The organism is Mycobacterium liflandii, assembly GCF_022354805.1.
Lineage (GTDB): Bacteria > Actinomycetota > Actinomycetes > Mycobacteriales > Mycobacteriaceae > Mycobacterium > Mycobacterium marinum.
Genome location: NZ_CP023138.1, coordinates 5,479,249 through 5,503,822 on the forward strand (window position 1 = coordinate 5,479,249; position 24,574 = coordinate 5,503,822).

Below are 24,574 nucleotides of genomic sequence, written 5' to 3' on the forward strand. Positions count from 1 at the left end.
CGGAGAGATCAGGCTAGAGCTGCGCCCGAGCCGCGATTCGCGCCATTACCAGCATGGTTGGGCACCGTCGGGGAGGTAGCTACCAGCCGATTTTGTTCCTAGCCGACCTAAGTTGTGGCGCCACGGCGGACTAGCGCCGCAACGCCCCTTCGGAAAGGAATCCCAACAAGTCATACCGGGTGATGACCCCGACCGGCTTGCCCTCCTCGACGACCATCAAGGCATCCCAGTCCCGCAATGCCTTGCCTGCCACACCGACCAATTCACCGGCGCCGATCAGCTTCAGCGGCGGGCTCATGTGCTGGGAGACGGCGTCGGCCAGCTTGGCCTTGCCCGAGAATACAGCCGAGAGCAGTTCGCGTTCGGAAACGCTGCCGGCAACTTCACCGGCCATCACCGGCGGCTCGGCGCCGACCACCGGCATCTGCGACACGCCATATTCCCGCAGGATTCCGATGGCATCGCGCACCGTCTCGGAGGGGTGGGTGTGTACCAGAGCCGGCAACGCACCGGACTTGCGCCGCAGCACATCACCAACCGTGGACGCATCGGTCCTGCCGTCGAGGCGGCTGCGCAAGAAGCCGTACGACGACATCCACGCGTCGTTGAAGATCTTCGACATGTAACCGCGCCCGCCGTCGGGCAGCAGCACGACAACCAGCGCGTCGGGCCCTGCTTGTTCGGCGACCCGCAGGGCGGCTACCACCGCCATCCCGCAGGATCCGCCCACCAGCATCGCCTCTTCTCGGGCCAGCCGCCGGGTCATGTCAAAGGAGTCGGAGTCCGACACCGCGATGATCTCGTCGGGCACCGCGTGGTCGTAGGCCGCCGGCCAGAAGTCCTCGCCCACCCCCTCGACCAGGTAGGGCCGCCCGGTCCCGCCGGAATACACCGACCCCTCCGGGTCGGCGCCGATGACGCGGACTTTGCCGCCCGACACCTCCTTGAGGTAGCACCCCGCGCCGGTGATCGTTCCACCGGTGCCGATGCCGGCAACGAAATGCGTGATCTTGCCATCGGTATCGGCCCAGATCTCCGGGCCGGTGGTCGCGTAGTGGCTGGCCGGGCCTTCGGGGTTGGCGTACTGGTCGGGCTTCCACGCACCGTCGATTTCTCTGACCAGCCGGTCAGAGACGCTGTAGTAGCTGTCCGGATCCTCCGGCGGCACCGCCGTCGGGCACACCACCACCTCAGCGCCGTAGGCCCGCAAGACGTTTCGTTTGTCCTCGCTGACCTTGTCGGGGCAGACGAATACGCACTTGTAGCCCCGGTGCTGGGCGACCAGGGCCAAACCCACCCCGGTATTGCCCGACGTCGGCTCGACGATGGTGCCGCCGGGTCGCAGCGCTCCACTGGCCTCGGCCGCGTCGATCATCTTGATCGCGATCCGGTCCTTGGAGCTGCCGCCAGGGTTGAGATATTCGACCTTCGCCGCCACCGTGCCGATCCCGGCCGGAACGACCGCGTTCAGGCGAACCAGTGGTGTGCCGCCGATGAGATCACTGATGTGCTGGGCGATCCGCATGGGCTTCATCGTGTCAGGCCGGTCCCGGCGAACCACACTCCGGGTACGGCGCGACCCCCTAGCCGGTTGCCTCGCGGATGTAGTCGCCGATCTGACGCAGGGAGCGGGTCGCCTCGGGCAACAACGGCCCGGCGACCTGAAAGTCGTGCACCTGTCCCGGCCAGACACGCACCTCGGCGGGCACCCCGACCGCCGCCAACTTGCGCGCCGCCAGCTGGGCGTCGTGCAACAGCACCTCGGATCCCGACACGTGAATCAGGGTCCGCGGGAGACCCGGGCGGATGTGCTCGAGCGGCTCGTAGAGTTCCTCGGGTTTGCCGTCGACTTTGTTTTTAGCGGCCGCGCTAGCAACCAATTCACCAAGCGCGTCGAAAGCCTTCGGCGGGAACATCGCATCCCGCTTAATGTTGGGATGAGCCTTTTTCTGCTCCTTTGCTAGCTGCAGCAGTGGCGAGATCGCGACAAGGGCGGCCGGCTCCTCGCCTTCCTCCTGCAGCCGCTGCGCGAGAGTCAGCGCGAGATAGCCGCCGGCGGAGTCTCCGGCCAACACGATCTGTTCCGGGTCGTAGCCCAACAACCTCAGCCAGCGGTAGCCGTCGTGGCAGTCATCGAGCGCCATACCGATCGAGTGTTTGGGCATCAGCCGATAGTTGACGATCAGAACGGGCGCGTCAGCAAACTTTGAGAACAGCTCGACCAACCGCCCGTGCGAGTTTGCTCCACAGGTCAGGAAGGCACCGCCGTGGAGATAGAGGACCACGCGCCGGGTCCCGTCGGCGGGCAGCACGCCCGGCGCCCGAACCAGTTGCGCTGCCGTATTTGGCAAGCTCACCGCGGCCCTCACGGTGGCAGACGCCGGGACCAAAGCCTTCGCGGCGTGATCGATGAGGCCCCATGGCCAAGGTAGATGCGGCACGTGGCTACCGACCGCCAACACCGGCCGAATGGTCAGCCGCGAGGCAAGCGTCGCGACCCGCGCAGCAACGCTCGGGCCCGACTCGACAACCTCGACCGGAGCGCCATCACTGATGGCGAATCTGCGTGCCTCAAGTCTACGTGTCTTGAGTACGTCTCGTGGGCGAATGGCATGGATAGGGTTACTGGGGACCCTGCTAGGTGCGGTCATGCGCAACACTTCCTACGTCGTTGTAGTCCGATAAGGCATGTGATGGAGCGGCCAAGCGTTCGGATTGAACCTGCTCCCCCGAGCGATTTGCCAACTCCTCCGACTTAGCTTGACAGCTTACTTTTTAAACAACGCTTAATGAGTCTGATTCGATACCACAATTGATCCACAACGTAATTCACCTGTTTTGTCAGGTAGACCCGCAAACAGAGAAGCCGATCTAAACTGATCGCGTGGGCATACGCGTGCCGCGGCGTTCGACGATCGCTCTGGCCACAGCGGGTGCACTCGCCTCGACAGGTACGGCCTATCTGGGCGCACGCAACTTGCTGGTCGGTCAGGCTACGCACGCGCGCACCATCATCCCCAAAGCCTGGGACGTACCTCCCCGTGCCGATGGGGTCTACTCCCGCGGCGGTGGGCCGGTGCAGCGCTGGCGCCGCGGAACCCCCTTTGACCTTCACCTGATGATGTTCGGCGACTCCACGGCGTGCGGATACGGCTGTGGCAGCCCCGAGGAAGTGCCGGGCGTGGTGATGGCACGCAAGCTCGCCGAGCAGACCGGCAAGCGGGTGCGGTTGAGCACCAAAGCCCTGGTCGGCGCCACCTCAAAAGGCGTGTGCGGTCAGGTCGACGCGATGTTTGTGGCCGGACCGCCACCGGACGCCGCGATCATCATCATCGGCGCCAACGACATAACAGCACTCAACGGGATCGGCCCCTCCGCGGAACGGCTTGGCTCGGTGGTACGCAAGCTGCGCGCCCGCGGCGCAATCGTGGTGGTCGGCACGTGCCCGGACTTCAGTGTCATCACCGCAATACCGCAACCGTTGCGGTCCCTGGCTCACACGCGGGGAAGCCAGCTCGCCCGCGCTCAGACCGCCGCCGTCAAGGCGGCCGGCGGGGTGCCGGTTCCGCTCGCCAATCTGCTGGCACGCCAATTCCGGGCCGAACCCGAACGGATGTTCTCCGCCGACCGATATCACCCATTCGCAACGGCGTACGGCCTGGCGGCCGATCAGCTGCTCCTCAGTCTGCGCGATGCGTTACGCGAAAAGATCGGGAGCGCAATGCTTCCCGTGCCGTCGCGGCCTAGCTTCCGCACCAGCAGCCAGGAGCGTTCCCGGGGCGCCATCGTCACCCGGCTGTGGCGGCGCCCGGTCCCGGTGGTTGGTGGACCCGTCGCGATCCCGGCTAGCGGCTAGTCGGGCAACGGGCCGCTGCACGACCCGAATCGTCACCAGGCTCGTCGTCAGGCTAGATTCGGCTTCGCCACACCCCAATGGAGGGAGCTGTTATGCCAGAAGCCGTCATCGTCTCAACAGCCCGCTCGCCGATCGGCCGCGCCATGAAAGGGTCGCTGGTCAGCATGCGCCCCGACGACTTGGCCGTGCAGATGGTGCGCACCGCGTTGGACAAAGTGCCCGCGCTGAACCCGCACCAGATCGACGATCTGATCATGGGCTGCGGCCTCCCGGGAGGTGAGTCCGGCTTCAATATCGGGCGCGTCGTCGCCGTGGCGCTGGGCTACGACTTTCTGCCGGGGACCACGGTCAACCGGTACTGCTCGTCTTCACTGCAGACCACCCGGATGGCGTTTCATGCGATCAAGGCCGGCGAGGGCGACGCGTTCATCTCCGCGGGCGTAGAGACCGTGTCCCGGTTCGGCAAGGGCAACTCCGACTCGCTGCCCGACACCAAGAACCCCCTCTTCGATGAGGCCCAGGAACGCACCGCCGCCGCGGCCGCGGGTGCCGAGGAATGGCATGACCCGCGCGCTGACGGAAATCTGCCTGACGTCTACATCGCCATGGGTCAGACCGCTGAAAACGTCGCGATCATTTCGGGCATCAGCCGCGAAGACCAAGACCACTGGGGTGTGCGCAGCCAAAACCGTGCCGAAGAGGCGATCAAGAGCGGCTTTTTCGAACGGGAGATCTCCCCGGTGACGCTTCCCGACGGCACCACGGTCAGCACCGATGATGGCCCGCGCGCGGGTACCACCTACGAAAAGGTCAGCCAACTCAAGCCGGTGTTTCGGCCCAACGGCACAGTGACCGCCGGCAACGCCTGTCCACTCAACGACGGCGCCGCGGCAGTGGTGATCACCAGCGACACCAAGGCCAAGGAGCTGGGCCTGACGCCGTTGGCGCGCATCGTGTCCACCGGCGTGAGCGGTCTGTCCCCGGAGATCATGGGCCTTGGCCCCATCGAGGCTTGCAAGAAGGCGCTACAGCGGGCGGGTATGTCCATCAGCGACATCGACTTGGTCGAGATCAATGAAGCGTTCGCGGTGCAGGTGCTGGGCTCGGCCCGGGAGTTGGGCATCGACGAGGACAAGCTGAACGTCTCTGGCGGAGCGATCGCCCTGGGACACCCGTTCGGCATGACCGGCGCCCGCATCACCACCACCTTGCTCAACAATCTGCAGACCCACGACAAGACGTTCGGCCTGGAGACCATGTGCGTCGGTGGCGGCCAGGGCATGGCCATGGTGATCGAGCGGCTGAGCTAGCGCCTCAGGCACCGACGTCGAGCGTGCGCCCAGGGCGGTGAGTGTGCGCCCTGGGCTGCGAAACTCGGGTCAGCCCGCCACCAGCACACGCTCGGGGCCACCACCGCACACTCAAGAGACCAAGCGGACACACGAAAAAGCCGGCACATATGTGCCGGCTTTTCTCGTCGAGCCGAGACTAGTCGTTCTGCAGATAACTCAGCAGACGCAGGATCTCGATGTAGAGCCAGACCAGCGTCACGGTCAGGCCCAGCGCGATACCCCACGCCGCCTTCTCCGGCGCTCCGGCCCGGATCATCTGGTCAGCGGCGTCGAAGTCGATCAGGAAGCTGAACGCCGCGATACCGATGACCACCAGTGAGAACAGGATCGCCAGCGGTCCACCGCTGCGCAGGCCCAGGCCCTCGCCGCCGCCGACACCGAACATCCCCAGCAGGAAGTTGCCGAGCATGAGGGCCAGCGCCCCGAACATGGCGGCCACGATCATGCGAGTGAACCGAGGCGTGACTCGGATAGCCCCGGTCTTGTAGACGACCAGCATCCCGAAGAACACGCCGAGCGTGCCCAGGACCGCCTCCCCGATGAGCACTCCCGCGTTGGCGGACCCCACCGTGTAGGCGGCCAAAACGAACGAAACGGCGCCAAGGAACAGACCCTCCAGCGCGGCGTAGCTGAGCACGATCGCCGGGTTGTCTTGTTTGCGACCGAAGGTCGCGACCAGCACCAGCGCCAGCCCGCCGAGCGCGCCGACCAGGGTCAGCGGCATCGCCAGCGCGATGTTCTGGGCAACCAGGAAGTAGGAAACGACTGCCGTCGCGGACAGCATGGCCAGCGTCAGGCCAGTCTTGGTCACGACGTCGTCGATGGTCAGTGGCCGGGTCGTCCCAGCGTCACGAGTCTCCTGGTAGGGAGCCATGTAGGGGTCGCCGGCATATCCCGCCCCTGCTCCCGTACCGAATTGCGCGTATCCGCCCCGCTGCTTCGGCAGCGAGCGGAATACCGGGTTACTTGTCTCCCGCACCGTCGGATCCTCTCTTATGGCTATGGGTTCGAGCTGTGCGAACAACTGCTCAACGATCAGTGGCCCGCGCGGGTTCCCAACGCACCTGCCGGTTTTCTGTTTTCCGGACTCGTGCCCAACCGCGCCGCTGTCGTCCGGCTAACGATAAACCTTAGCCCCGGGGCCACCCAGGAGCGAGTCACGATCTAGATTGCTGGTCAAACTCTTGGACGATTCCCTGGAGGGGAGATCTAGCGTGACCGAAGCCGTGACCGGCGAGTCCGACGAAGTTCTGACCCGCGTCGACGGCGGTGTCGGCTTTATTACCCTCAACCGCCCCAAAGCGATCAACTCGCTGAACCAGACAATGGTGGACCTGCTGAGCACGGTGCTCACCCGCTGGGAGCGCGACGGCGAGGTACGCGCGGTGGTGGTCTCCGGAGCCGGCGAACGCGGATTGTGTGCCGGCGGTGATGTGGTGGCCATCTATCACAGTGCCCGCAAGGACGGGGCCGAAGCGCGGCGGTTCTGGCGCGACGAGTATCTGATGAACGGCCAGATCGGCCGGTTCAGCAAGCCGTATGTGGCCTTGATGGACGGCATCGTGATGGGCGGCGGCGTGGGCGTGAGCGCCCACGGCGACATCCGGGTGGTGACCGATACCTCCAAGGTCGCGATGCCCGAGGTCGGTATCGGGTTCATTCCCGACGTCGGCGGGGCGTACCTGCTGTCGCGGGCCCCCGGCGCCCTGGGGTTGCACGCGGCACTCACCGGAGCACCCTTCTCCGGTGCCGACGCCATCGCACTGGGGTTCGCCGACCACTTCGTGCCGCACGCCGAACTCGGCGCCTTCAGCGCGGCCATCGCCTCCGACGGAATCGAGAGCGCGCTGGCCCACCACGCCGTCGAACCGCCACCCAGCGGTCTCGCCGCCCAACGCGGCTGGATCGACGAGTGCTATGCGGGTGATACGGTCGCCGACATCATCGCCGCACTGCGCAGCCACGATGCCGGCCCGGCCAACGACGCCGCCAATGTGATTGCCAGCCGCTCCCCCATCGCACTGTCGGTGACGTTGGAGGCGGTGCGCCGTGCAGCCAAGCTGGAAACGCTCGAAGACGTCTTGGTCCAGGACTATCGGGTGTCCTCGGCGTCGTTGCGCTCGCACGACCTGGTGGAGGGCATCCGCGCACAGTTGATCGATAAGGACCGCAATCCGAAATGGTCGCCGGCGACGTTCGCCGAGATCACCGAGTCCGACGTCGCAGCGTATTTCGCGCCGGTCGACGACGACTTGAGTTTCTAGAAAGGCAGGTCATGAGCTACGAAACCATCCTGGTCGAGCGCGACCAGCGAGTCGGCATCATCACCCTGAACCGGCCACAGGCCCTCAACGCGCTCAACAGCCAGGTGATGAACGAAGTCACCAGCGCTGCGGCCGAGCTGGACAACGATCCCGGCATCGGGGCGATCATCATCACCGGCTCAGCCAAGGCATTTGCCGCCGGAGCCGACATCAAGGAAATGGCGGACCTGACGTTCTCCGAAGCGTTCGACGCCGACTTCTTCGCCGCCTGGGGCAAACTGGCCGCCGTCCGCACCCCGACCATCGCCGCGGTGGCCGGGTACGCGCTCGGTGGCGGTTGCGAGGTAGCCATGATGTGCGACCTGATCATCGCCGCCGATACCGCGAAGTTCGGCCAACCCGAGATCAAACTCGGCGTCCTGCCGGGGATGGGCGGCTCACAGCGGTTGACCCGGGCGATCGGCAAGGCCAAAGCCATGGATCTGATCCTGACCGGACGCACCATCGACGCCGCCGAAGCGGAGCGCAGTGGTCTGGTGTCACGGGTGGTGCCGGCCGACGACCTGCTCACCGAGGCAAAGGCGGTGGCCACCACCATTTCGCAGATGTCGCGGTCAGCGGCCCGAATGGCCAAGGAAGCCGTGAACCGCACGTTCGAAGCAACCCTGGCCGAGGGACTTCTCTACGAACGTCACCTCATCCACTCCGCCTTCGCGACAGCCGATCAGTCCGAAGGGATGGCGGCGTTCATCGAGAAGCGCCCGCCCAATTTCACCCACCGATAGGTGACGCACCGATGAGCGACATGGATTCCGCAACCAGTACCGACGCCAGCGACGAAGCGGCACCGGCGGCCGACGAGTCGGTTGAGACTTCCGGCAGCGGGGAAACCGCCGCGCCGAAGACGACTCGCAACGCCTGGTGGGTTCGCCACTACACCTTTACCGGCAGCGCGGTCGGCTTGATTTTTCTGTGGTTTTCCATGACGCCATCGCTGCTGCCCCGCGGCCCACTGTTTCAGGGTCTGGTCAGCGGCATCTCCGGGGCAATCGGATACGGCCTGGGTGTTTTCGCCGTCTGGCTGGTCCGATACATGCGCTCGCAAGACGACAGGCCACCGCCGCCCCGCTGGGTGTGGCCGCCGCTCATCGCGGTCGGCGGGGTTGGCATCGTGCTCATGGCGATCTGGTTCCACTTCTGGCAGGACGATGTGCGCGACCTGATGGGCGTTGTACACCTGAAGTGGTACGACTACCTGTTGACCGCGGTGGTATCGCTGATCGTGCTGTTCGCGTTCGTCGAAGTCGGTCAGTTCATCCGCCGGCTGTTCAGTTTTCTGGTTCGCCAGCTCGACCGGATCGCACCATTTCGCCTGTCGGCGACCATCGTGGTGGTGCTGCTGGTAACTCTGACGATCACGGTGCTCAACGGTGTGGTGCTCAAGTTCGCGATGCATTCCATGAACAGCACCTTCGCCTCGGTCAACGACGAGTTGGATCCCAATAGCGCACCGCCGAATACCGCACTGCGATCCGGAGGACCGCAGTCATTGGTTTCGTGGGAATCCCTGGGGCATCAGGGCCGGGTCTTCGTCGAGGGTGGGCCAAGCCGGGCCGATCTCACCGCGTTCAACGGTTCCCCCGCCACCGAGCCGATCCGGGCCTATGCCGGGTTGAACTCGGCGAACGGGATCATCGCGACCGCGGAGCTGGCGGCGCGGGAGTTGCAGCGCACCGGTGGTCTGCAGCGCGCGGTGGTCGCGGTCGCGACGACCACCGGAACCGGCTGGATCAACGAGGCGGAAGCCTCCGCGCTCGAGTACATGTACAACGGCAATACCGCGATCGTGAGCATGCAGTATTCCTATCTGCCGAGCTGGCTGTCGTTCCTGGTGGACAAGGAGAACGCCCGACAGGCCGGCCAGGCCCTGTTCGAGGCCGTGGACAAGCTGATCCGGCAGATGCCGGAGTTTCAGCGCCCCAAGCTCGTCGTATTCGGTGAGAGTTTGGGTTCCTTCGGCGGCGAAGCACCGTTCATGAACCTCAACAACATCCTCGCCCGCACCGACGGGGCGTTGTTCAGCGGACCGACGTTCAACAACACCGTCTGGACCGAGCTGACCGCCAACCGCGATCCCGGTTCCCCGGAGTGGTTGCCCATCTACGACGACGGCTACAACGTGCGGTTCATCGCCCGCGCCAGTGATCTGCAGCGCCCGGACGCGCCGTGGGGCAAACCGCGGGTGGTGTATCTGCAGCACGCCTCCGACCCCATCGCGTGGTGGACGCCGGACCTGCTCTTCAGCGAGCCGGACTGGCTACGCGAGAAACGCGGCTATGACGTACTGCCCCAAACGCGGTGGATCCCGTTGGTGACCTTCCTGCAAGTGTCTGCGGACATGGCGGTGGCCGTGGACGTTCCCGACGGGCATGGACACCGCTACGTCAGCAACGTCGCCAACGGCTGGGCCGCGGTCTTGTCGCCGCCGGGCTGGACCCCCGAGAAAACCGAGCGGCTACGACCGCTGCTGCGCGCCGACTAGCGGCTGCGGCGTAGGACGCCGATCGGGCCGTCCCAGCATCGTCTCGCGGTGAGACGCGACCAGTGGCCGCAGGGTGTCGTCGCCGCTGGTCGCGCCACCCGTGGTGAGACAACCGCACGCCCGGGGTTAGAGGGTCCCCACTCAACTTTTCACGATGCCACCCATTCCGCACATACGGCCCTGACCTGCAGATTAACGTGGCCCAGTTCGTCTGGGACTTCTCCGCAATGGGTTGATTAGGTGGGTGGGCTGTGTCGTTTGTGAATGTGACTCCCGAGGCGGTCGCTGCGGCGGCGTCGGATTTGACGGGGATCGGGTCGGTACTTGGTGAGGCCAATGCGGTCGCGGCGAGGGCGACGACGACGGTGCTGGCCGCGGGCGGAGATGAGGTGTCGGCGGCGATCGCCGCGCTGTTTTCCTTCCACGGTCAGAGCTATCAGACACTCGGCGCGCAAGCCGAGGCGTTTCATGCCCAGTTTGCGCAGCTGATGGCCAACGGCGCGGGGACCTACGCCAGCGCCGAGGCCGCCAACGCCGCGCCATTTCAGGGTCTGCTCGGCGCCGTCAATGCGCCCGTGCAAACCCTGACCGGACGGCCGCTGATCGGCAACGGCGCCAACGGCGCCCCCGGTACCGGAGCCAACGGTGGCGCGGGCGGCTGGCTGATCGGTAACGGCGGGGCCGGGGGCTCGGGTGCGCCCGGGCTAAACGGCGGTGCCGGCGGGGCGGCCGGGTTGATTGGTACCGGAGGCGCCGGCGGGGCCGGCGGGAGTTCATCGACGGTCAACGGTGGAGTCGGCGGAACCGGCGGGGCCGGCGGTTGGCTGTTGGGCAATGGCGGCGCGGGCGGTGCGGGTGGCGCCAGCGCGATCCCGCTCGGCCCGGACCTCATCGGCAAGGGTGGCGCCGGAGGGGCCGGCGGGTCCGGCGGGTTGTTCGGTGCTGGCGGGCTGGGCGGGGCCGGCGGGTTCGGCGGTAGCGCCGGTGGCGCCGGGGGTCAGGGCGGGGCTGGCGGGCTGTTGTCCAGTTTGGTTGGTGCTGGCGGCGGCCACGGCGGTACCGGCGGGTACGGCGGCGGTGCTGGCGGGGCCGGCGGCGCCGGCGGGGCCGGTGCTACCGGAGGCGGGAACACGGGTGGGATCGGCGGGGACGGCGGCAGCGCGGGCATGCTGTTCTCCAACGGCGGGGCCGGCGGCGCCGGCGGCGCCAGCGAACTTGCCGACGGGGGTGCCGGCGGCGCCGGTGGTAACGGCGGGTGGCTGCTCTCCAACGGCGGGGTCGGCGGGGCCGGCGGGGCCGGGGCGGATGCGGTAGGCCCTCCGTTCGGCATACCCGCTGGTAGCGGAGGCGGCGGTGGCGCCGGCGGTGCGGGTGGCGTGTTCTTCGGAAACGGCGGCGCTGGCGGCGCCGGCGGTACCGGCGGCGACGGCGGCGGTATCGGCGGGGCAGGTGGTGCGGCCGGCAACGGGGTGCTGATCGGTAACGGCGGCAACGGCGGTATCGGCGGGGCCGGCTTGACTCCGGGCGCCGACGGCATTGGTGGGACCAGTGGGCTGGTGCTGGGTCTGGACGGCTTCAACGCCCCAGCAAGCACCTCACCCCTGCACACCCTGCAACAACAAGCACTCAACGCCATCAACGCACCCGTCGAGGCCGCGACCGGACGCCCGCTCATCGGCAACGGCACCCCCGGAGCAGCCGGCAGCGGAACCGCCGGCGGATGGCTACTCGGCGACGGCGGCGCCGGCGGATCCAGCACGGCGGGTTCCGGCCTCGACGGCGGCACCGGCGGGGCCGCCGGGCTGTGGGGCACCGGCGGGACCGGCGGGTCCGGCGGGTCCGGCGGAACCGACTCCATCAGCGGCATTGCCGGTGGTGACGGGGGTGCCGGAGGGGCCGGCGGGTGGCTGTCAGGCACCGGTGGGTCCGGTGGGGCCGGCGGGTCCGGTGGGGCCGGCGGGCTGCTGGGCGCCGGCGGAACCGGCGCGATCGGAGGATTCAGCGGGCTATTGGCATCCGGTGACGGCGGTGCCGGCGGGGCTGGCGGGGCCGGCGGGGCCGGCGGGCTGCTGGGCGGCCTGGTCGGTGCCGGTGGCGGCGACGGCGGGGCCGGCGGCACCGGCGGATTCCACGGGGATGCCGTGACTGGGACTGCCGGGGCCGGCGGGACCGGTGAAGCCGGCGGCGACGCCGGACTGCTCGGCGGTCCCGGCGGGGCGGGCGGCAACGCCGGGACGCTGTTCGGCAGTGGCGGTGTCGGTGGTGACGGCGGCAGCGACCACGGCAATGGTGGAGACGGTGGCGGGGGCGGCAACGCCGGTCTGCTGTTCTCCGACGCCGGTGGCGGCGGGTTCGGCGGGTTCGGCCTGGCCGGCGGCGGCGGGACCGGTGGGTCTGGTGGCGATGCCGGCTGGCTGGGCAGCGGCGGGGCCGGCGGAGCCGGTGGAATCAGCGTCAACGGCGACGCGAGCGCCGGTGGGGCCGGTGGTACCAGCGGCCAGTTATTGGGCGACGGCGGCGCCGGCGGCGCGGGCGGTGAGGCCGAGCTGGCCGCAGGTGGCGCTGGAGGATCAGGCGGGGTTGGCGGCGACGCGGTACTGATCGGGGCGGGCGGCAACGGCGGCAACGGCGGACCGGGCACCGCCAAGGGCGACCCGGGATCCGGCGGGGCCGGCGGGATGCTCGGCGTGGACGGGCTCAACGGCTTGTCCTGAGGCCGCGCGGCGGTACGCGCCGCAACCTGGATGCGGCGCCGAGCTCGGGCGGCTCCATACACCAACGGGCCGATGTAATCCCCCACGACCGTCACGATTCGTGCTGACCAATTCGGTGGAAACACCGCGTTCCTCATTGCCATTGTGGTCGACTTTGCCCAGCACAGGTGTTGGCGAGCGCCGGTCGGGTAGTCGGTCGACGCGGTTGGGAGGTCTCCCATGTCGTATGTGATCGCAGTGCCGGACCTGGTGGCCGGTGCGGCATCGGAGCTGGCCGGGGTGGGCTCGACACTGAGCACCGCCACCACGGCCGCGGCCGCTCAGACGACAGGGGTGCTGGCCGCCGCTGGAGATGAGGTCTCCGCGGCCATCGCGGCGGTGTTTTCCGCCCACGGCCAGAGCTATCAAACTCTCAGCGCACAAGCCGAGACGTTTCATGCCCAGTTCGTGCAGGCGCTGAGCGCCGGCGCGAGCGCCTACACCCAGGCCGAGGCCGCCAGCGCCTCACCGCTGGCGGGTCTGCTGGCCGCGATCAACGCACCGGTTCAGTCGTTGACCGGGCGCCCGCTGATCGGCAACGGCGCCAACGGGACCCCCGGGACGGGGCCGATGGAGCCCCGGACGGCTGGCTACTCGGTGACGGCGGCGCCGGCGGATCCGGCGCACCCGGGCTAAACGGCGGCGCCGGCGGGGCCGCGGGCCTGTTGGGTGCCGGCGGCGCCGGCGGCAGCTCGACATCCGCCAACGGGGGTGCCGGTGGTGCCGGCGGGGCCGGCGGCTGGCTCTCGGGCAACGCCGGAGTCGGCGGGGCCGGCGGGGCCTCGACCGTCGCCAACGGTGGTGCCGGCGGCGCCGGTGGTGCCGGCGGGTTGTTGGGCGGCGGCGGGCTCGGCGGGGCCGGCGGGGCCAGCACTAGCGCTACCGCCAGCGGCGGGGCCGGCGGCCAAGGCGGGGCGGCCGGGCTGCTGTCCGGGTTCGTCGGCGCCGATGGAGGCCACGGCGGCGCCGGCGGCGACGGCGGGGCAGGTGGTGCCGCCGGTAGCGGGGTGTTGATCGGCAACGGCGGCAACGGCGGTATCGGCGGGGCCGGCCCGACTCCGGGCGGCAACGGTATCGGCGGGACCAGCGGGCTGCTGCTGGGGCTGGACGGCTTCAACGCCCCGACCAGCACCTCACCAATTCACACCCTGCAACAACAGGCCCTCAATGCGATCAACGCACCCATCCAGGCCGCGACCGGACGCCCGCTGATCGGCAACGGCACCCCCGGGGACGCTGGTAGCGGAACCGACGGAACACCCGGCGGATGGCTACTCGGCGACGGCGGCGCCGGCGGATCCGGTGGCACCGGCCTCGACGGCGGCGATGGCGGGGCCGCCGGGCTGATGGGCACCGGCGGCACCGGCGGCGCAGGCGGGTGGCTCTCAGGCAGCGGCGGGATCGGCGGTGGGGGCGGCGCCGGCGGGTACGGCGGCGCCATCACCCCGGGCAACGGGGGTGCCGGCGGCTCCGCCGGCGCGGGCGGGGCCGGTGGGCTGTTCGGCGACGGTGGAACCGGCGGGGCCGGCGGAACCGGCGGACCGGCCGGACTCGGCGTGTTCGTCGGCGTGCCCACCTTCGGCGATGGGGGCGGTGGCGGGGCCGGCGGGGCCGGAGGGGCTGGCGGCCTGCTCAGCGGCCTCGTCGGCGCTGGCGGCGGCGACGGCGGCGCCGGCGGCCAAGGTGGGATTGGGTTCGGAGGATCCGGCGGGTCCGGCGGAGGCGGCGGGGTCGGCGGCAACGCCGGACTCCTCGGCGGCCCCGGCGGGGCCGCAGGACCCGCGCTATTCGGGGGCGCGGTTGATGGAACTGCCGGAGTCGGCGGCGCCGGCGGCAATGCCGGGCTGCTGTTCGGCAGCGGCGGCGCCGGCGGCGACGGCGGATTCGGCCCCGGGGCCGGCGGGACCGGCGGCCGGGGCGGCAACGCCGGGCTGCTGTTCTCCAGCGCCGGAGCCGGCGGATTCGGCGGATACGGCAATACCGGCAGCGGCGGCACCGGCGGTGCCGGCGGCGACGCCGGCTGGCTGGGCTGCGGCGGGGCCGGCGGCGCCGGCGGAATCACCATCGGTGGCACTGGCGGCACCGGCGAGGCCGGCGGCACCGGCGGTCAGCTGCTGGGCGCCGGCGGGGCAGGCGGCGCCGGCGGCCAAACCGACCCGCTCGGAGGCAGCACCGGCGGATCCGGCGGAGTTGGCGGCAACGCCGTGCTGATCGGCACCGGCGGCAACGGCGGCACCGGCGGAACCGGCACCGCCAAGGGCACCCCCGGAACCGGCGGAACCGGCGGGCTGATCGGTGTCGACGGGCTCAGCGGGGCGTCGTAACCGACCACGACCGCATTAGACCCCGCAGGCTCCTAGCCGCTCAGCGCGGTCAGCACCCCGGCGGCCACCAGCGCGTGATAGCCACCCACCACGTCAGTTGACCGGTGCAACCCGAGGTCCAGCAGTGCCGCCGCCGCGAGGCTCGAGGTGTACCCCTCCGAACACAGGATCACCCACTCGACATCGTCATCGACCGCCTGCGGCAACCGCGCGTCGCTGGTGGGATCGCAGCGCCATTCTAAGACGTTGCGTTCGATCACCAACGCCGCGGGCACCTCGCCCTCCCGGGCGCGCTGGGCCTGCGGCCGGATGTCGACCAGCACCGCACCGCGGCGCAGCGCGTCCGGCACCTGGTCGGCGGGCAGCCGCGGATAGCGGTTGCGGGCGTCGTCAAGTATCCGGTCGATTCGGCTCATCAGGGCTTCTCGGGGTGGTCGGTCAATTCGGTGCGCTTGCGGCGCAACGTATTGCGGTCGGTGACTTCGTAGTAAGACATGGCCGTCAGCGGCGGCGAATACGCGTGCACGCTCAGGGTGGGCGGCAGCGGCGCCGCGATCGGCTCGGCGGCCGGGCGCGGCGCCCAGACCACGTCGTGCACCCAGCCCAGCGGGAATCCGGCCTGATCCCCGGCGTCAAGGCGGCGGCGGCGTAACCGCGTGCCGTCCCACCGAAATTCATTGAGCGATCCGGACAGCACGGTCAGCGCCCCGAGCGAGCCGCCATGGTCGTGCAATTCCGTCGCGTGACCGGGCACCCAGCTGATCAGCCAAACGTCGAGTTCGTCGTCGCCATGGACGCGGGTGAACCAGCGCCCGTCGTCGGGCACGCCCCCCTCCGGCAACAGGTGATCGCAGCGACCGCTGAGCACGTCATCGGCGACCTGGTCGGTCGCGTGCAACAGGTCGGGCACCCGAAACCGCGTGGGTCCCGGTGCCGGGGACGTGACGGTCTGGGGGCGAGAAGACGTGACAGAGGACTGGCGAAGAGGCATGGCCACGGAAGGAGTTCTCCAGAGTGTGAAGTGGATCGGGCAAGCGGCGGCACGTCAGGGCCGACAACACTCCAAACATCCGAGGCACTTCATCACGCCGCACAGTGTTGCATAAATTGGCACCATGCGCCCACACCGTCTCTTTTCCCGACCGCGCCACCAGTGCTGGGAGGTGTGCGCACCACTCATCGTCGCGGCGGGCGTCTCGGCCCTCGCGGGCTGCTCCACCGATGCCAGCAACGGCACGGCCACCACGTCATCCGGGCCGTCCGCCAAGACCACCGCACCGCCGGTTAGTTCGCTGGCGCCCGGCGCCGTCGGCGTCTCACCGACCGGCGTGACGACTCGCGTCGACGTCCCCGCAGAGTCGACCGAAGAGGAATATTTCCAGGCCTGCCATGCCGCGAAGGTGTGGATGGACGCCCAACCAGCCACCGAGCAGCCGCGGATCGAGCCCTACCTGGCCATGGTTCAGGCATCCGAATCCGGCGTTGCCGGCACCTGGAATATGCGGTGGGCGGATCTGAGCCTGCCGCGCCAGGCGGCGGTGATCGTCGCGGCGGCGGCGGCCGCCAACAACGAATGCGGATAGCGGCCGCTACCGCCGATTCGAAGCGCTGCGCAATTGCGATCAGCGATGCACGAAACTCCCGTCCGATTCGATCCCCTCGGGTAGGCCGCGCAGAATGAAGGGATGACCGGGCCAATCGCCGTGCGCACGCACGGATCATCGTCGACCCGGGTGGCCTTGGCGCTCGGCAGCGGCGGCGCGCGCGGCTATGCGCACATCGGGGTGATCGAGGCGTTGCGCGAGCGGGGCTATGAGATCGCCGGTATCGCCGGTTCGTCGATGGGCGCCGTGGTCGGCGGACTGCAGGCGGCCGGGCGCCTCGGGGAGTTCAGCGACTGGGCCAAGTCCCTGAATCAGCGCACCATTCTGCGGCTGCTCGATCCGTCGATCACCGCGGCGGGGGTGCTGCGAGCCGAGAAGATTCTGGACGCCGTACGCGACATCCTCGGACCGGTCACCATCGAACAACTGCCGGTCCCCTACACGGCGGTGGCGACCGACATTCTGGCGGGCAAATCGGTCTGGTTTCAGCGCGGCCCGCTCGACGAAGCCATTCGCGCTTCCATCGCCATCCCGGGAATCATCGCCCCCCATGAGGTCTACGGCCGTTTGCTCGCCGACGGCGGCATCCTGGATCCGCTGCCCATGGCACCGATCGCCGGAGTCAACGCCGACCTGACCATCGCGGTGAGCCTCAACGGCAGCGAAAGCGGCCCCAGCCGAGAAAGCGAGCCCGGTGTCACCACCGAGTGGTTGAACCGCATGGTGCGCACCACCTCCTCGATATTCGACGCCACGGCCGCCCGGTCGCTGCTGGACCGGCCGACGCGGGCGGTGCTGAACCGCTTCGGCGCCGGGTCCCCGGACCAGGACTCCTGGCCGGAAGACGCCCAGATCGAGGCCCCCGTGCCGGAGCGCGATGACGGCGGCTACACACCCGGACTGCCCAAAATGGGCAGTTTTGAGGTGATGAACCGGACCATCGACATCGCCCAGTCCGCACTGGCGCGCCATACGCTGGCGGCCTACCCCGCCGATCTGTTGATCGAGGTGCCGCGCTCGACCTGCCGCAGCCTGGAATTTCATCGGGCAAGCGAGGTGATCGCGGTGGGCCGGGCGCTGGCTAACCGCGCCCTGGACGCACTCGAGTCCGCGGACCAACCCGCGACGCCGGCCATCGAGGGCTGATCACAGCCCCAGAAACGCCGCGACGGCGGACGCCTCGCGCCGGCCCTGCGCCCGCCCGGCCAGCGCCGAAGCCTTGCGGCAACACGGATCCAGCGGATTGGCCCCGAAGGCGGCCAGCGAGTCGTCGTCAGCAAAGACGCCCAGCGACGTCCCGGCGAATTCCGCCACCTCCGCGGCGGACCCGCCGCCGAACGGCGACGGCGCGTCGGCCCCCGTGGGCACCAACACCACCGCCACACCGCAATCGTCGGCCACACCGAGGTTGACCAGACTGGCCACCCCGCCATCCATGTAGCGCCGGCCCGCAATGGTCACCGGCGGCCACGCCCCCGGGACCGCGCAACTGGCCGCCACCGCATCGACGAGTTCGACCCCGGAGTCACGATCGAATGCCACCAGCTCGCCGGTGGACACATCGATCGCGGTGACCCGCAGCGCGCGGTCCGGCCAATCGTGGCAGGGCAGGCGCGCAGCGATCACCTCGCGGCGAACGGACTCGGACACGGTTTCGGTGGCCAGCGCCACCGCCCCGATTCGCTGCAGTCGCAGCCGTATCTTGTCGACGCCGGGGATTCGCGGCTCGCGCAGGGCGTCCAGGAAAAGTTCAGTGATGACGTCGATGTCGACGCCCGGATCAAGCTCGGCCGACTGCTCGGCGATCTCCCGGTCGAACAGCGCATCGAGGCTGGTGCCGCTGCTGATCTGCGCGGCCACCGCCGAACCGGCCGAGGTACCCACCAGCACGTCCGAATCCAACAGCAACCGTGCCGCCGCCGGCGACTCGTCGGCGATGCCGAGCAGAACACCTGTCTCCCAGGCGATTCCCGCCAGTCCTCCGCCAGCCAATACCAGTGCGCGTTTGGGTGCCACGCCCAGTCAGTCTGCCAGCCCAGTCAGGCCGGCGGGTGCAGCGCCTCTTGGACCTCCGGACCCAAGTCGGCGAGCCGCAGCCGATGCCGGGGTGGGTCGGGCAGCGCCAGGCTTCGGGTGATCCGCAGGTCGACGTCGACGTGTACCAACTCCCCCGGGTCCAGCAGGCGCCAGCGCGGGTCGTCGTCCATCGGCTGGCTGGCGAACACCACCGACGGCCGGGTGCGCAGGTGCTCGGAACGCGCGCGAATCCGCTTGGTGCGCAAGTGGAACTCGCGCCTGGAGGCCGGCGCACCATTACGCCGGTCCAGGATGTAGAGGTTGTGCGACTCCGGGTAACGCAGCGCCCACATCCCGGTGGCGGTGCTGAGCAAGACATTGACCGCATAGATCGGCACGTTGGCGGCCAGCCACCCCATCGCGTCGAGCAGACCGGCGGACACGCCGCCGTCATGGGTGCGGATCGCGGCCGTGATCAGCGCGAAAACCCGCTCGGAGTCGGTCTGCCCCTGCACCAGACCGGCGGTGCCCACCTCCCGCAACCGGGTGTCGAGCAATTCGAGATCCCCCAGCGTCCCGTTGTGCGTGAAGATCCGGCCGTCCTGCAGAAACGGGTGGGTGTTGACCACCGAGTGCGATCCGGCGGTGGCGTAGCGCACGTGAGCGATGAAGGTCGTGCCCGTCATCTCGTGCGCCTCGGCGGCAAAGTCGGCGTCCTGCCACGCCGCTATCGGCTGCTTGTGCAGTTCGGGCCGGCCCCGGTCGTCGAACACGCCCAGACCCGTCCCGTCGGGGTTTCGCTTGCTTTGGGCGGCAAGGCTATCCGGGGCGTTGAGCAACCAAAACGTGGCGGTGACGCAGTCCCGTCCCGCGTGCAGGCCAAAGAGTCGGCACATGACGTCGACGGTAGCTGGAGCTAGACGCGTGCTCAGCGCGTCAGCAGCGCGGACAGGTTACGTAGCGCCCGACGGGCGTAGCCCTTCCACAACATCCCGAACACCGGTAGCGCCGGCGCGGCCAACGCAGACTTCGGATGAATGGTCCAGCGCCAGGTGATCTCGGTACCGCCGTCCGCCGGAGTGAAGATCCATGCACCCACCACCTGGCCGACAAGCAACGCCATCGGGCCTTTGATGTCGGAGAGCCGGTAGCCGAATGATCGGGGCGAGTCGAGGCTGGTCAACTCCTCGTGCACACTGCCGCCGCCGACCATGAAAAGTTTGCGAGTCTGGCCCGCGGCGTCCCAATCACCGGTTTGGTCGCGGACCTCTTTGATCGGTGGGATGGGCCCATACCAGTGGTTGAAGACTTCCGGCAGCGGCGCCGGCAGCGTGCCGCGGAACGCTTGGTCGCCGGGGACCGGGATGACCAGCGATTGCTCGACGACGATAGGTGTTGCCATTGGTAGTCGGGGTCACCGGCCCGATTGGCCGGCTTGCCCCTGCCCCCCTTCGCTGCGTCGGGTCGGCCGTGACGTGATCGATGAACTTCCGGCTCTACGCAGGGCGGCGCTGCACCGCCGATCCCGCGGCGCCGCTGTCCCTGCCCGGCTACAGCGCGCTGCTGGCGCCGGAGCCGCCGGCCTTGCCTTCGGCCCCGTGCTCACCTGGGCTGCCGCCGGAGGCGCTGGGGGCGCCGCCGCCACCGCCCTGGCCGCCGCCGCCACCCCCGTTGGATCCGCCGTCCCCGGCGCCTTCCCCACCGTTGCCGCCGTCACCACCGGTGCCACCGTCGCCACCGTCGCCGCCGCCGTCGCCGCCGGTGCCACCGACACCGCCAGTTCCCCCGGTGCTGCCGTTGCCGCCGTTGCCGCCGCCGGTGCCGAAGAAGCCGCCTTCACCGCCGTGCCCACCGTCACCACCGGCACCGCCCTGGCCGCCGGTGCCGGCGCTGCCGCCGTGCCCACCGCCGCCGCCGATGCCGCCCGGGCCAGACGCGCCACCGGCCCCGCCCGTACCGGCTGCGCCGCCGGCTCCGCCGACACCGCCGCTACCCCCGGCACTCCCGCCTTCGCCGCCACCGCCGCCTTCGCCGCCGATGCCGCCCTTGCCGCCGCCACCCGCCGCACCACCATCGCCAACATTGCCGCCGGCCCCGCCCGTGCCGGCGGCACCACCAGCTCCCCCGGTACCGCCGACCCCGCCGCCGTCACCACCGACTCCGCCGACACCGCCCTTGCCGCCGGTGCCGCCTTGGGCGCCGACACCCCCGGTGCCGGAATCTCCATCGTCAGCACCGGCACCGCCCGTTCCGCCGCCACCACCGGCCCCGCCGGTGCCACCGGCACCCCCGCCGACACCGAGGAAGCCATCGCCACCGTTGCCGCCGGCGCCGCCGTCGCCGCCGGTGCCACCCTGCTGGGCCGCGATGGCCGGTTCAGTGGGGCTGCCCACCTTGCCGATACTGCCGACGTTGCCGTCACCACCGGCGCCGCCTTGTCCGCCCGCACCACCAAGTCCGTTGCCGCCCGCCGCGCCGCCGTCGGTTCCGGCGCCAGCAGCACCCGCGTGTCCGCCGGTGCCCCCGGCCCCGCCGTCGGCACCGTCGCCGCCGGTGCCGGTGTTCTGCCCGCCCGCCCCGCCCACTCCGCCGACACCGCCAGTGCCACCGTTGCCGCCTTGGCCGCCGCCCACACCGCCGATACCAGCACCGCCGGCGCCGCCCTGGCCGCCGCCGCCATCGCCACCCTTGCCACCGTCGGTGGGGGTAGCCGAGTCGGTGCCAGCTACGCCCGCTCCAGCGGAGCCACCTACCCCGCCGGCGCCGCCGCCGCCGCCGATACCGCCGGTACCTCCGTCGCCTCCGACATAGCCGACGCCGCTGCCCGTCGAATCGACGTCCCCGACCCCACCGCTACCCCCGACGCCACCGCCACCACCGGCCCCCGCGTGACCGGCCGTGCCCAGCAAACCGGCCGCACCACCAGCCCCCGAAGCGCCCCCGTCACCACCCAGACCGCCGTCCCCACCAGCGCTATTCCCACCCGCGCCGCCGACACCACCGGCCCCGCCGGTGCCGCCATCCCCACCGGCTCCGCCCGCGCCGAGCAGGAAGTGATGAGCTCCACCGGCACCGCCGACCCCACCAACACCGCCGGTGAAACCCATCTCACCGGCGGCGCCGGTGTCACCGGTGCCGCCGCCCCCGCCGGCGCCACCCCTTCCACCGACCCCACCGAACAAGGAGTTGTTGGCCCCGCCGACACCGCCGGCTCCGCCAGCGCCACCGTCCGTACCGAAGCCCACGCCGGTGCCACCCTCGCCGCCCGCACCACCGGCCCCGGGCCCAAACCACCAGCCCGTTGAGCTGCCACCGTTGCCGCCGATCCCCCCAGTGCCCCCACCGGCACCACCGACACCACCGGCGCCGCCCACCCCGCCCGCACCGAACAACCACCCGCCGCTACCGCCGGCCCCGCCGTTGCCGCCCACGCCACCGGCCGCCCCCGCACCACCGGCTGCACCGGCACCACCGCTACCGAACAGCCCAGCCGAACCCCCGGCCCCGCCCGTACCGCCGACCGCACCCGACCCACCATTGCCGCCGTTGCCGATCAGGATCCCCCCGTCCCCGCCGGCCGCCCCGGTCCCCGCCGCACCGTTGGCGCCGTTGCCGATCAGTGCCCGCCCGAACAACGCCATGGTGGGCGCGTTGATCAGACCCAGCAGATCTGTTTCCAAGGACTGCAACGATGACGCACCGGCGGCCTCGGCGGCGCCGTAGGCGCCCGCTCCCGCACGCAATGCCTGGACAAACCGCTCGTGAAATTCCGCCGCCTGCACGCCGAACGCCTGGTAGTCGCGGCCGTAAGCACCGAAAACCCGCGCGATGGCCAGCGACACCTCATCTCCCGCTGCCGCCATCAGATCGGTTGTCGAAGCCGCCGCCGTGTTGGCCGACCCGACCAGCGCCCCGATGTCGTTCAACTCCCCGGCGGCCACCGCCATCAGCTCGTGCGCGGCGAATACGTACGACATCGGTGAACCTCCAAACGGCCCATGCCTGCGACATGGGTCCTGTGGTGCGGCAGGTGCCGTACGGGCGATGCTCTGCAACGACGGTAATTGCAATCACAAAACGCCTGAACGCGACGTTTTAAAATCGCGTCTTTTCCCGCCAACTACACCGGAATTCAAAGGCAGTGTCAAGCCTCCCGGAATTCATTTTCGGATTAATTAGGAATTCAGTTTTCGGTGAATTGTTCACCCCGGTAGGTCGCTGCAGCGCAAGGCACACCCCATCACCATCACGTTGCGAAACCAGCCCGCTAAGCCGCCACCGTAGCGTTGTCATATTTGTAGCGCGACAACGGGATTCACCCGAGCAGCAGCATCGTTGCACCTCGGCGGCAGCACCTCGCCCCGGCCCACAAAGCGGCAAAGTCGCATTGTCATCTTTGGACCCGAATTCCAGCCTACGCCAACCGGGGCGTCCATTCCTTCTGCCGCCACTTTGCAGGCATCATTTCCACTTTCAGAGCCGGATTATTGCCATTTCCAACCCGCGACTGGTCGCCATTCCCAAAAGACGGTGTCGCTCAGTCGCCAGGGCTCCGGCGTTGTTGATTAGCAGGCTTGTGAGCTGGGGAATTGTGGATTGAGGAGGTCTAGGCGGCGGTTGGCGGTCAAAGCGGTGATCCGGCAGGCTTCGGCGATGTTGTCGGCGCCGTTGAGGCGGTGCAGATTGATCGCGGTGTTGCGTAGCGTTGCTAGGACCTGTGCGCCGTTTCCGGTATGTGCCCTTTGACGGTCTTCGTCGAAGGTGACGTCGCGTATCCAGTGCAGGCTGTTCTCGATTCCCCAGTGTTGACGCATCCAGGTCATGATCGCGGTAGGGCGGGCGTGCTCGAACGGCAGGCTGCAGATGGCATAGACCACCTCCACGCTGCGCTGGTCGGTGGCGGTGATCAAGCGTTCACGAGTGATCCGGATGATTTGTTTTGCGTAGGGGAAGCCGATTCCTCGTGCAGCGGTGATGATTTGCAGGGTGCGGGTCTCGACACGGCCGTGGCCGCGGGAGTCGTCGGTAGCGGCTGCGGGCACCTCGGCCCAGGGCAGCGCGGTGATACGCGCAAGTATTTTGGCTTGGTTGGACTTGACGATCATCAGGTAGTGCGACTTCAAGGTGGCGCAGATCAACTTCGCGGTGACGACCTGGGTATGCATCGCATCCACGGTGACCAGCCACCGCAAGCTACCCGGCAGCAGCGTGAGCAGGGCACGTACGCAGGGAATTTCATTGCTTTTCTCGGCGACAGCGAGTTGACCGAGCACCAATCGGGCACGGTGGGCGAACACCGACACGAGATGCGTGGCTGTCGCTTTGGCGCGTAAAGGCACCACGCAGCATCTTGCCGTCCAACGCGATCGGCACCAATCCACTGGGGTCGCTGCTGGCCACGTGTGCAGTGAAGTAACTGCCCATCCTGGCGTTGAGGTCGGCGGGGTCTAGCCGAGACAAAACAGCGCGGAAGGTCTTCTCACTGGGCCGCCGGAACCGGACCCCTAATTGGGCCAACACATCATCGGGAGCGGTGGCCGCCCATGTGGCAAAACCAGCATAGCCGCGCATCCCCGCGGCAGTGGCCAGAACCGCGATCGCCAACAAAGCCATCAGCGAATACCTCCGACCGCGTGGGTCCCTCGGGTCTGGCACCGAGGCCAACACATCGAGAAACTCCGATCCGATGAGCTCGCTGCGCTCACCAGGACTCCAGCGGTCGAACACCTCTGGAACCGACGACACAGGCAATACTGAAACGGTAGGCACGGGCAACTCCAGACCAACGACGAACAGTAACCAACTCGATCGTTCTCCAGATAGCCCGTGCCTACACTCCGGCCCCAATAGCGCGGCACCAAAG

The 24,574-nt window shown here is 69.1% G+C and carries 17 protein-coding genes and 2 pseudogenes; 9 read left to right on the plus strand and 10 right to left on the minus strand.

Annotated elements, in window-relative coordinates; all coding sequences use genetic code 11:
• Positions 1-130: 130 nt before the first annotated feature.
• On the minus strand, positions 131-1,525 hold the full coding sequence (locus CKW46_RS24315; protein WP_036426325.1) for a cystathionine beta-synthase: 1,395 nt from the start codon (positions 1,523-1,525) through the stop codon (positions 131-133).
• Between the two features lie 58 nt (positions 1,526-1,583).
• Positions 1,584-2,651 carry an alpha/beta hydrolase gene (locus CKW46_RS24320; RefSeq protein ID WP_482053473.1) on the minus strand — a complete coding sequence of 356 codons (1,068 nt, stop codon included), beginning with the start codon at positions 2,649-2,651 and terminating at the stop codon, positions 1,584-1,586.
• A gap of 245 nt (positions 2,652-2,896) precedes the next feature.
• On the opposite strand from CKW46_RS24320, the gene CKW46_RS24325 reads away from it, so the two are divergent.
• Positions 2,897-3,856: an SGNH/GDSL hydrolase family protein gene (locus CKW46_RS24325; protein WP_482053474.1), complete on the plus strand. Its 960-nt coding sequence runs from the start codon at positions 2,897-2,899 to the stop codon at positions 3,854-3,856.
• Positions 3,857-3,948: 92 nt separating this feature from the next.
• Complete coding sequence (locus CKW46_RS24330; protein ID WP_482052504.1) at positions 3,949-5,166, plus strand: acetyl-CoA C-acetyltransferase; 1,218 nt, start codon at positions 3,949-3,951, stop codon at positions 5,164-5,166.
• Between the two features lie 178 nt (positions 5,167-5,344).
• Here CKW46_RS24330 and CKW46_RS24335 read toward each other — a convergent pair whose 3' ends face one another.
• Entirely contained in the window at positions 5,345-6,187 is an 843-nt protein-coding gene (locus tag CKW46_RS24335; protein ID WP_012395952.1) for a Bax inhibitor-1/YccA family protein, read from the minus strand.
• A 247-nt stretch (positions 6,188-6,434) separates the two neighbouring features.
• Between CKW46_RS24335 and CKW46_RS24340 the strand changes: the two genes are divergently transcribed.
• The 5 genes and pseudogenes from CKW46_RS24340 (at position 6,435) to CKW46_RS24360 (ending at position 15,091) form a co-directional block, all read left to right on the plus strand.
• Positions 6,435-7,472 (plus strand): enoyl-CoA hydratase/isomerase family protein, encoded by a 1,038-nt coding sequence (locus CKW46_RS24340; protein ID WP_482053475.1) that lies wholly within the window; start codon positions 6,435-6,437, stop codon positions 7,470-7,472.
• Between the two features lie 11 nt (positions 7,473-7,483).
• Positions 7,484-8,257 carry an enoyl-CoA hydratase gene (locus CKW46_RS24345; RefSeq protein WP_117435339.1) on the plus strand — a complete coding sequence of 258 codons (774 nt, stop codon included), beginning with the start codon at positions 7,484-7,486 and terminating at the stop codon, positions 8,255-8,257.
• Positions 8,258-8,268: 11 nt separating this feature from the next.
• Positions 8,269-10,014, plus strand: a complete 1,746-nt coding sequence (locus tag CKW46_RS24350; RefSeq protein ID WP_482052505.1) for an alpha/beta hydrolase — start codon at positions 8,269-8,271, stop codon at positions 10,012-10,014.
• A 251-nt stretch (positions 10,015-10,265) separates the two neighbouring features.
• Positions 10,266-12,728 carry a PE family protein gene (locus CKW46_RS24355; RefSeq protein ID WP_482052506.1) on the plus strand — a complete coding sequence of 821 codons (2,463 nt, stop codon included), beginning with the start codon at positions 10,266-10,268 and terminating at the stop codon, positions 12,726-12,728.
• Positions 12,729-12,947: 219 nt separating this feature from the next.
• Positions 12,948-15,091: pseudogene (locus CKW46_RS24360) on the plus strand (PE family protein).
• A 32-nt stretch (positions 15,092-15,123) separates the two neighbouring features.
• Here CKW46_RS24360 and CKW46_RS24365 read toward each other — a convergent pair.
• Together CKW46_RS24365 and CKW46_RS24370 are read right to left on the minus strand one after the other, a co-directional pair.
• Entirely contained in the window at positions 15,124-15,507 is a 384-nt protein-coding gene (locus CKW46_RS24365) for a rhodanese-like domain-containing protein (protein ID WP_020726355.1), read from the minus strand.
• Complete coding sequence (locus CKW46_RS24370) at positions 15,507-16,082, minus strand: cysteine dioxygenase (RefSeq protein WP_085981873.1); 576 nt, start codon at positions 16,080-16,082, stop codon at positions 15,507-15,509. Before CKW46_RS24370 ends, CKW46_RS24365 begins: the two co-directional genes overlap by 1 nt.
• Before the next feature lie 124 nt (positions 16,083-16,206).
• Here CKW46_RS24370 and CKW46_RS24375 point away from each other — a divergent pair, with 124 nt between their 5' ends.
• The gene (locus CKW46_RS24375; protein ID WP_181005923.1) at positions 16,207-16,674 is read left to right on the plus strand and encodes a lipoprotein LpqV; all 468 of its coding nucleotides are present in this window, start codon (positions 16,207-16,209) and stop codon (positions 16,672-16,674) included.
• A 102-nt stretch (positions 16,675-16,776) separates the two neighbouring features.
• Complete coding sequence (locus CKW46_RS24380) at positions 16,777-17,841, plus strand: patatin-like phospholipase family protein (RefSeq protein WP_482052507.1); 1,065 nt, start codon at positions 16,777-16,779, stop codon at positions 17,839-17,841.
• On the opposite strand, the gene CKW46_RS24385 is transcribed toward CKW46_RS24380, so the two are convergent.
• The 5 genes and pseudogenes from CKW46_RS24385 to CKW46_RS24405 form a co-directional block, all read right to left on the minus strand.
• Positions 17,842-18,711 carry a patatin-like phospholipase family protein gene (locus CKW46_RS24385; protein WP_015356926.1) on the minus strand — a complete coding sequence of 290 codons (870 nt, stop codon included), beginning with the start codon at positions 18,709-18,711 and terminating at the stop codon, positions 17,842-17,844.
• A gap of 23 nt (positions 18,712-18,734) precedes the next feature.
• The gene (locus CKW46_RS24390) at positions 18,735-19,607 is read right to left on the minus strand and encodes a class II glutamine amidotransferase (RefSeq protein WP_015356927.1); all 873 of its coding nucleotides are present in this window, start codon (positions 19,605-19,607) and stop codon (positions 18,735-18,737) included.
• A 32-nt stretch (positions 19,608-19,639) separates the two neighbouring features.
• Positions 19,640-20,113, minus strand: coding sequence for an SRPBCC family protein (locus tag CKW46_RS24395; RefSeq protein WP_012395963.1), 474 nt, complete (start codon positions 20,111-20,113; stop codon positions 19,640-19,642).
• Between the two features lie 148 nt (positions 20,114-20,261).
• Complete coding sequence (locus CKW46_RS24400; protein WP_482052508.1) at positions 20,262-22,688, minus strand: PE family protein; 2,427 nt, start codon at positions 22,686-22,688, stop codon at positions 20,262-20,264.
• A 588-nt stretch (positions 22,689-23,276) separates the two neighbouring features.
• Positions 23,277-24,480: pseudogene (locus CKW46_RS24405) on the minus strand (ISAs1-like element IS2404/ISMul1 family transposase).
• Positions 24,481-24,574: the final 94 nt, after the last annotated feature.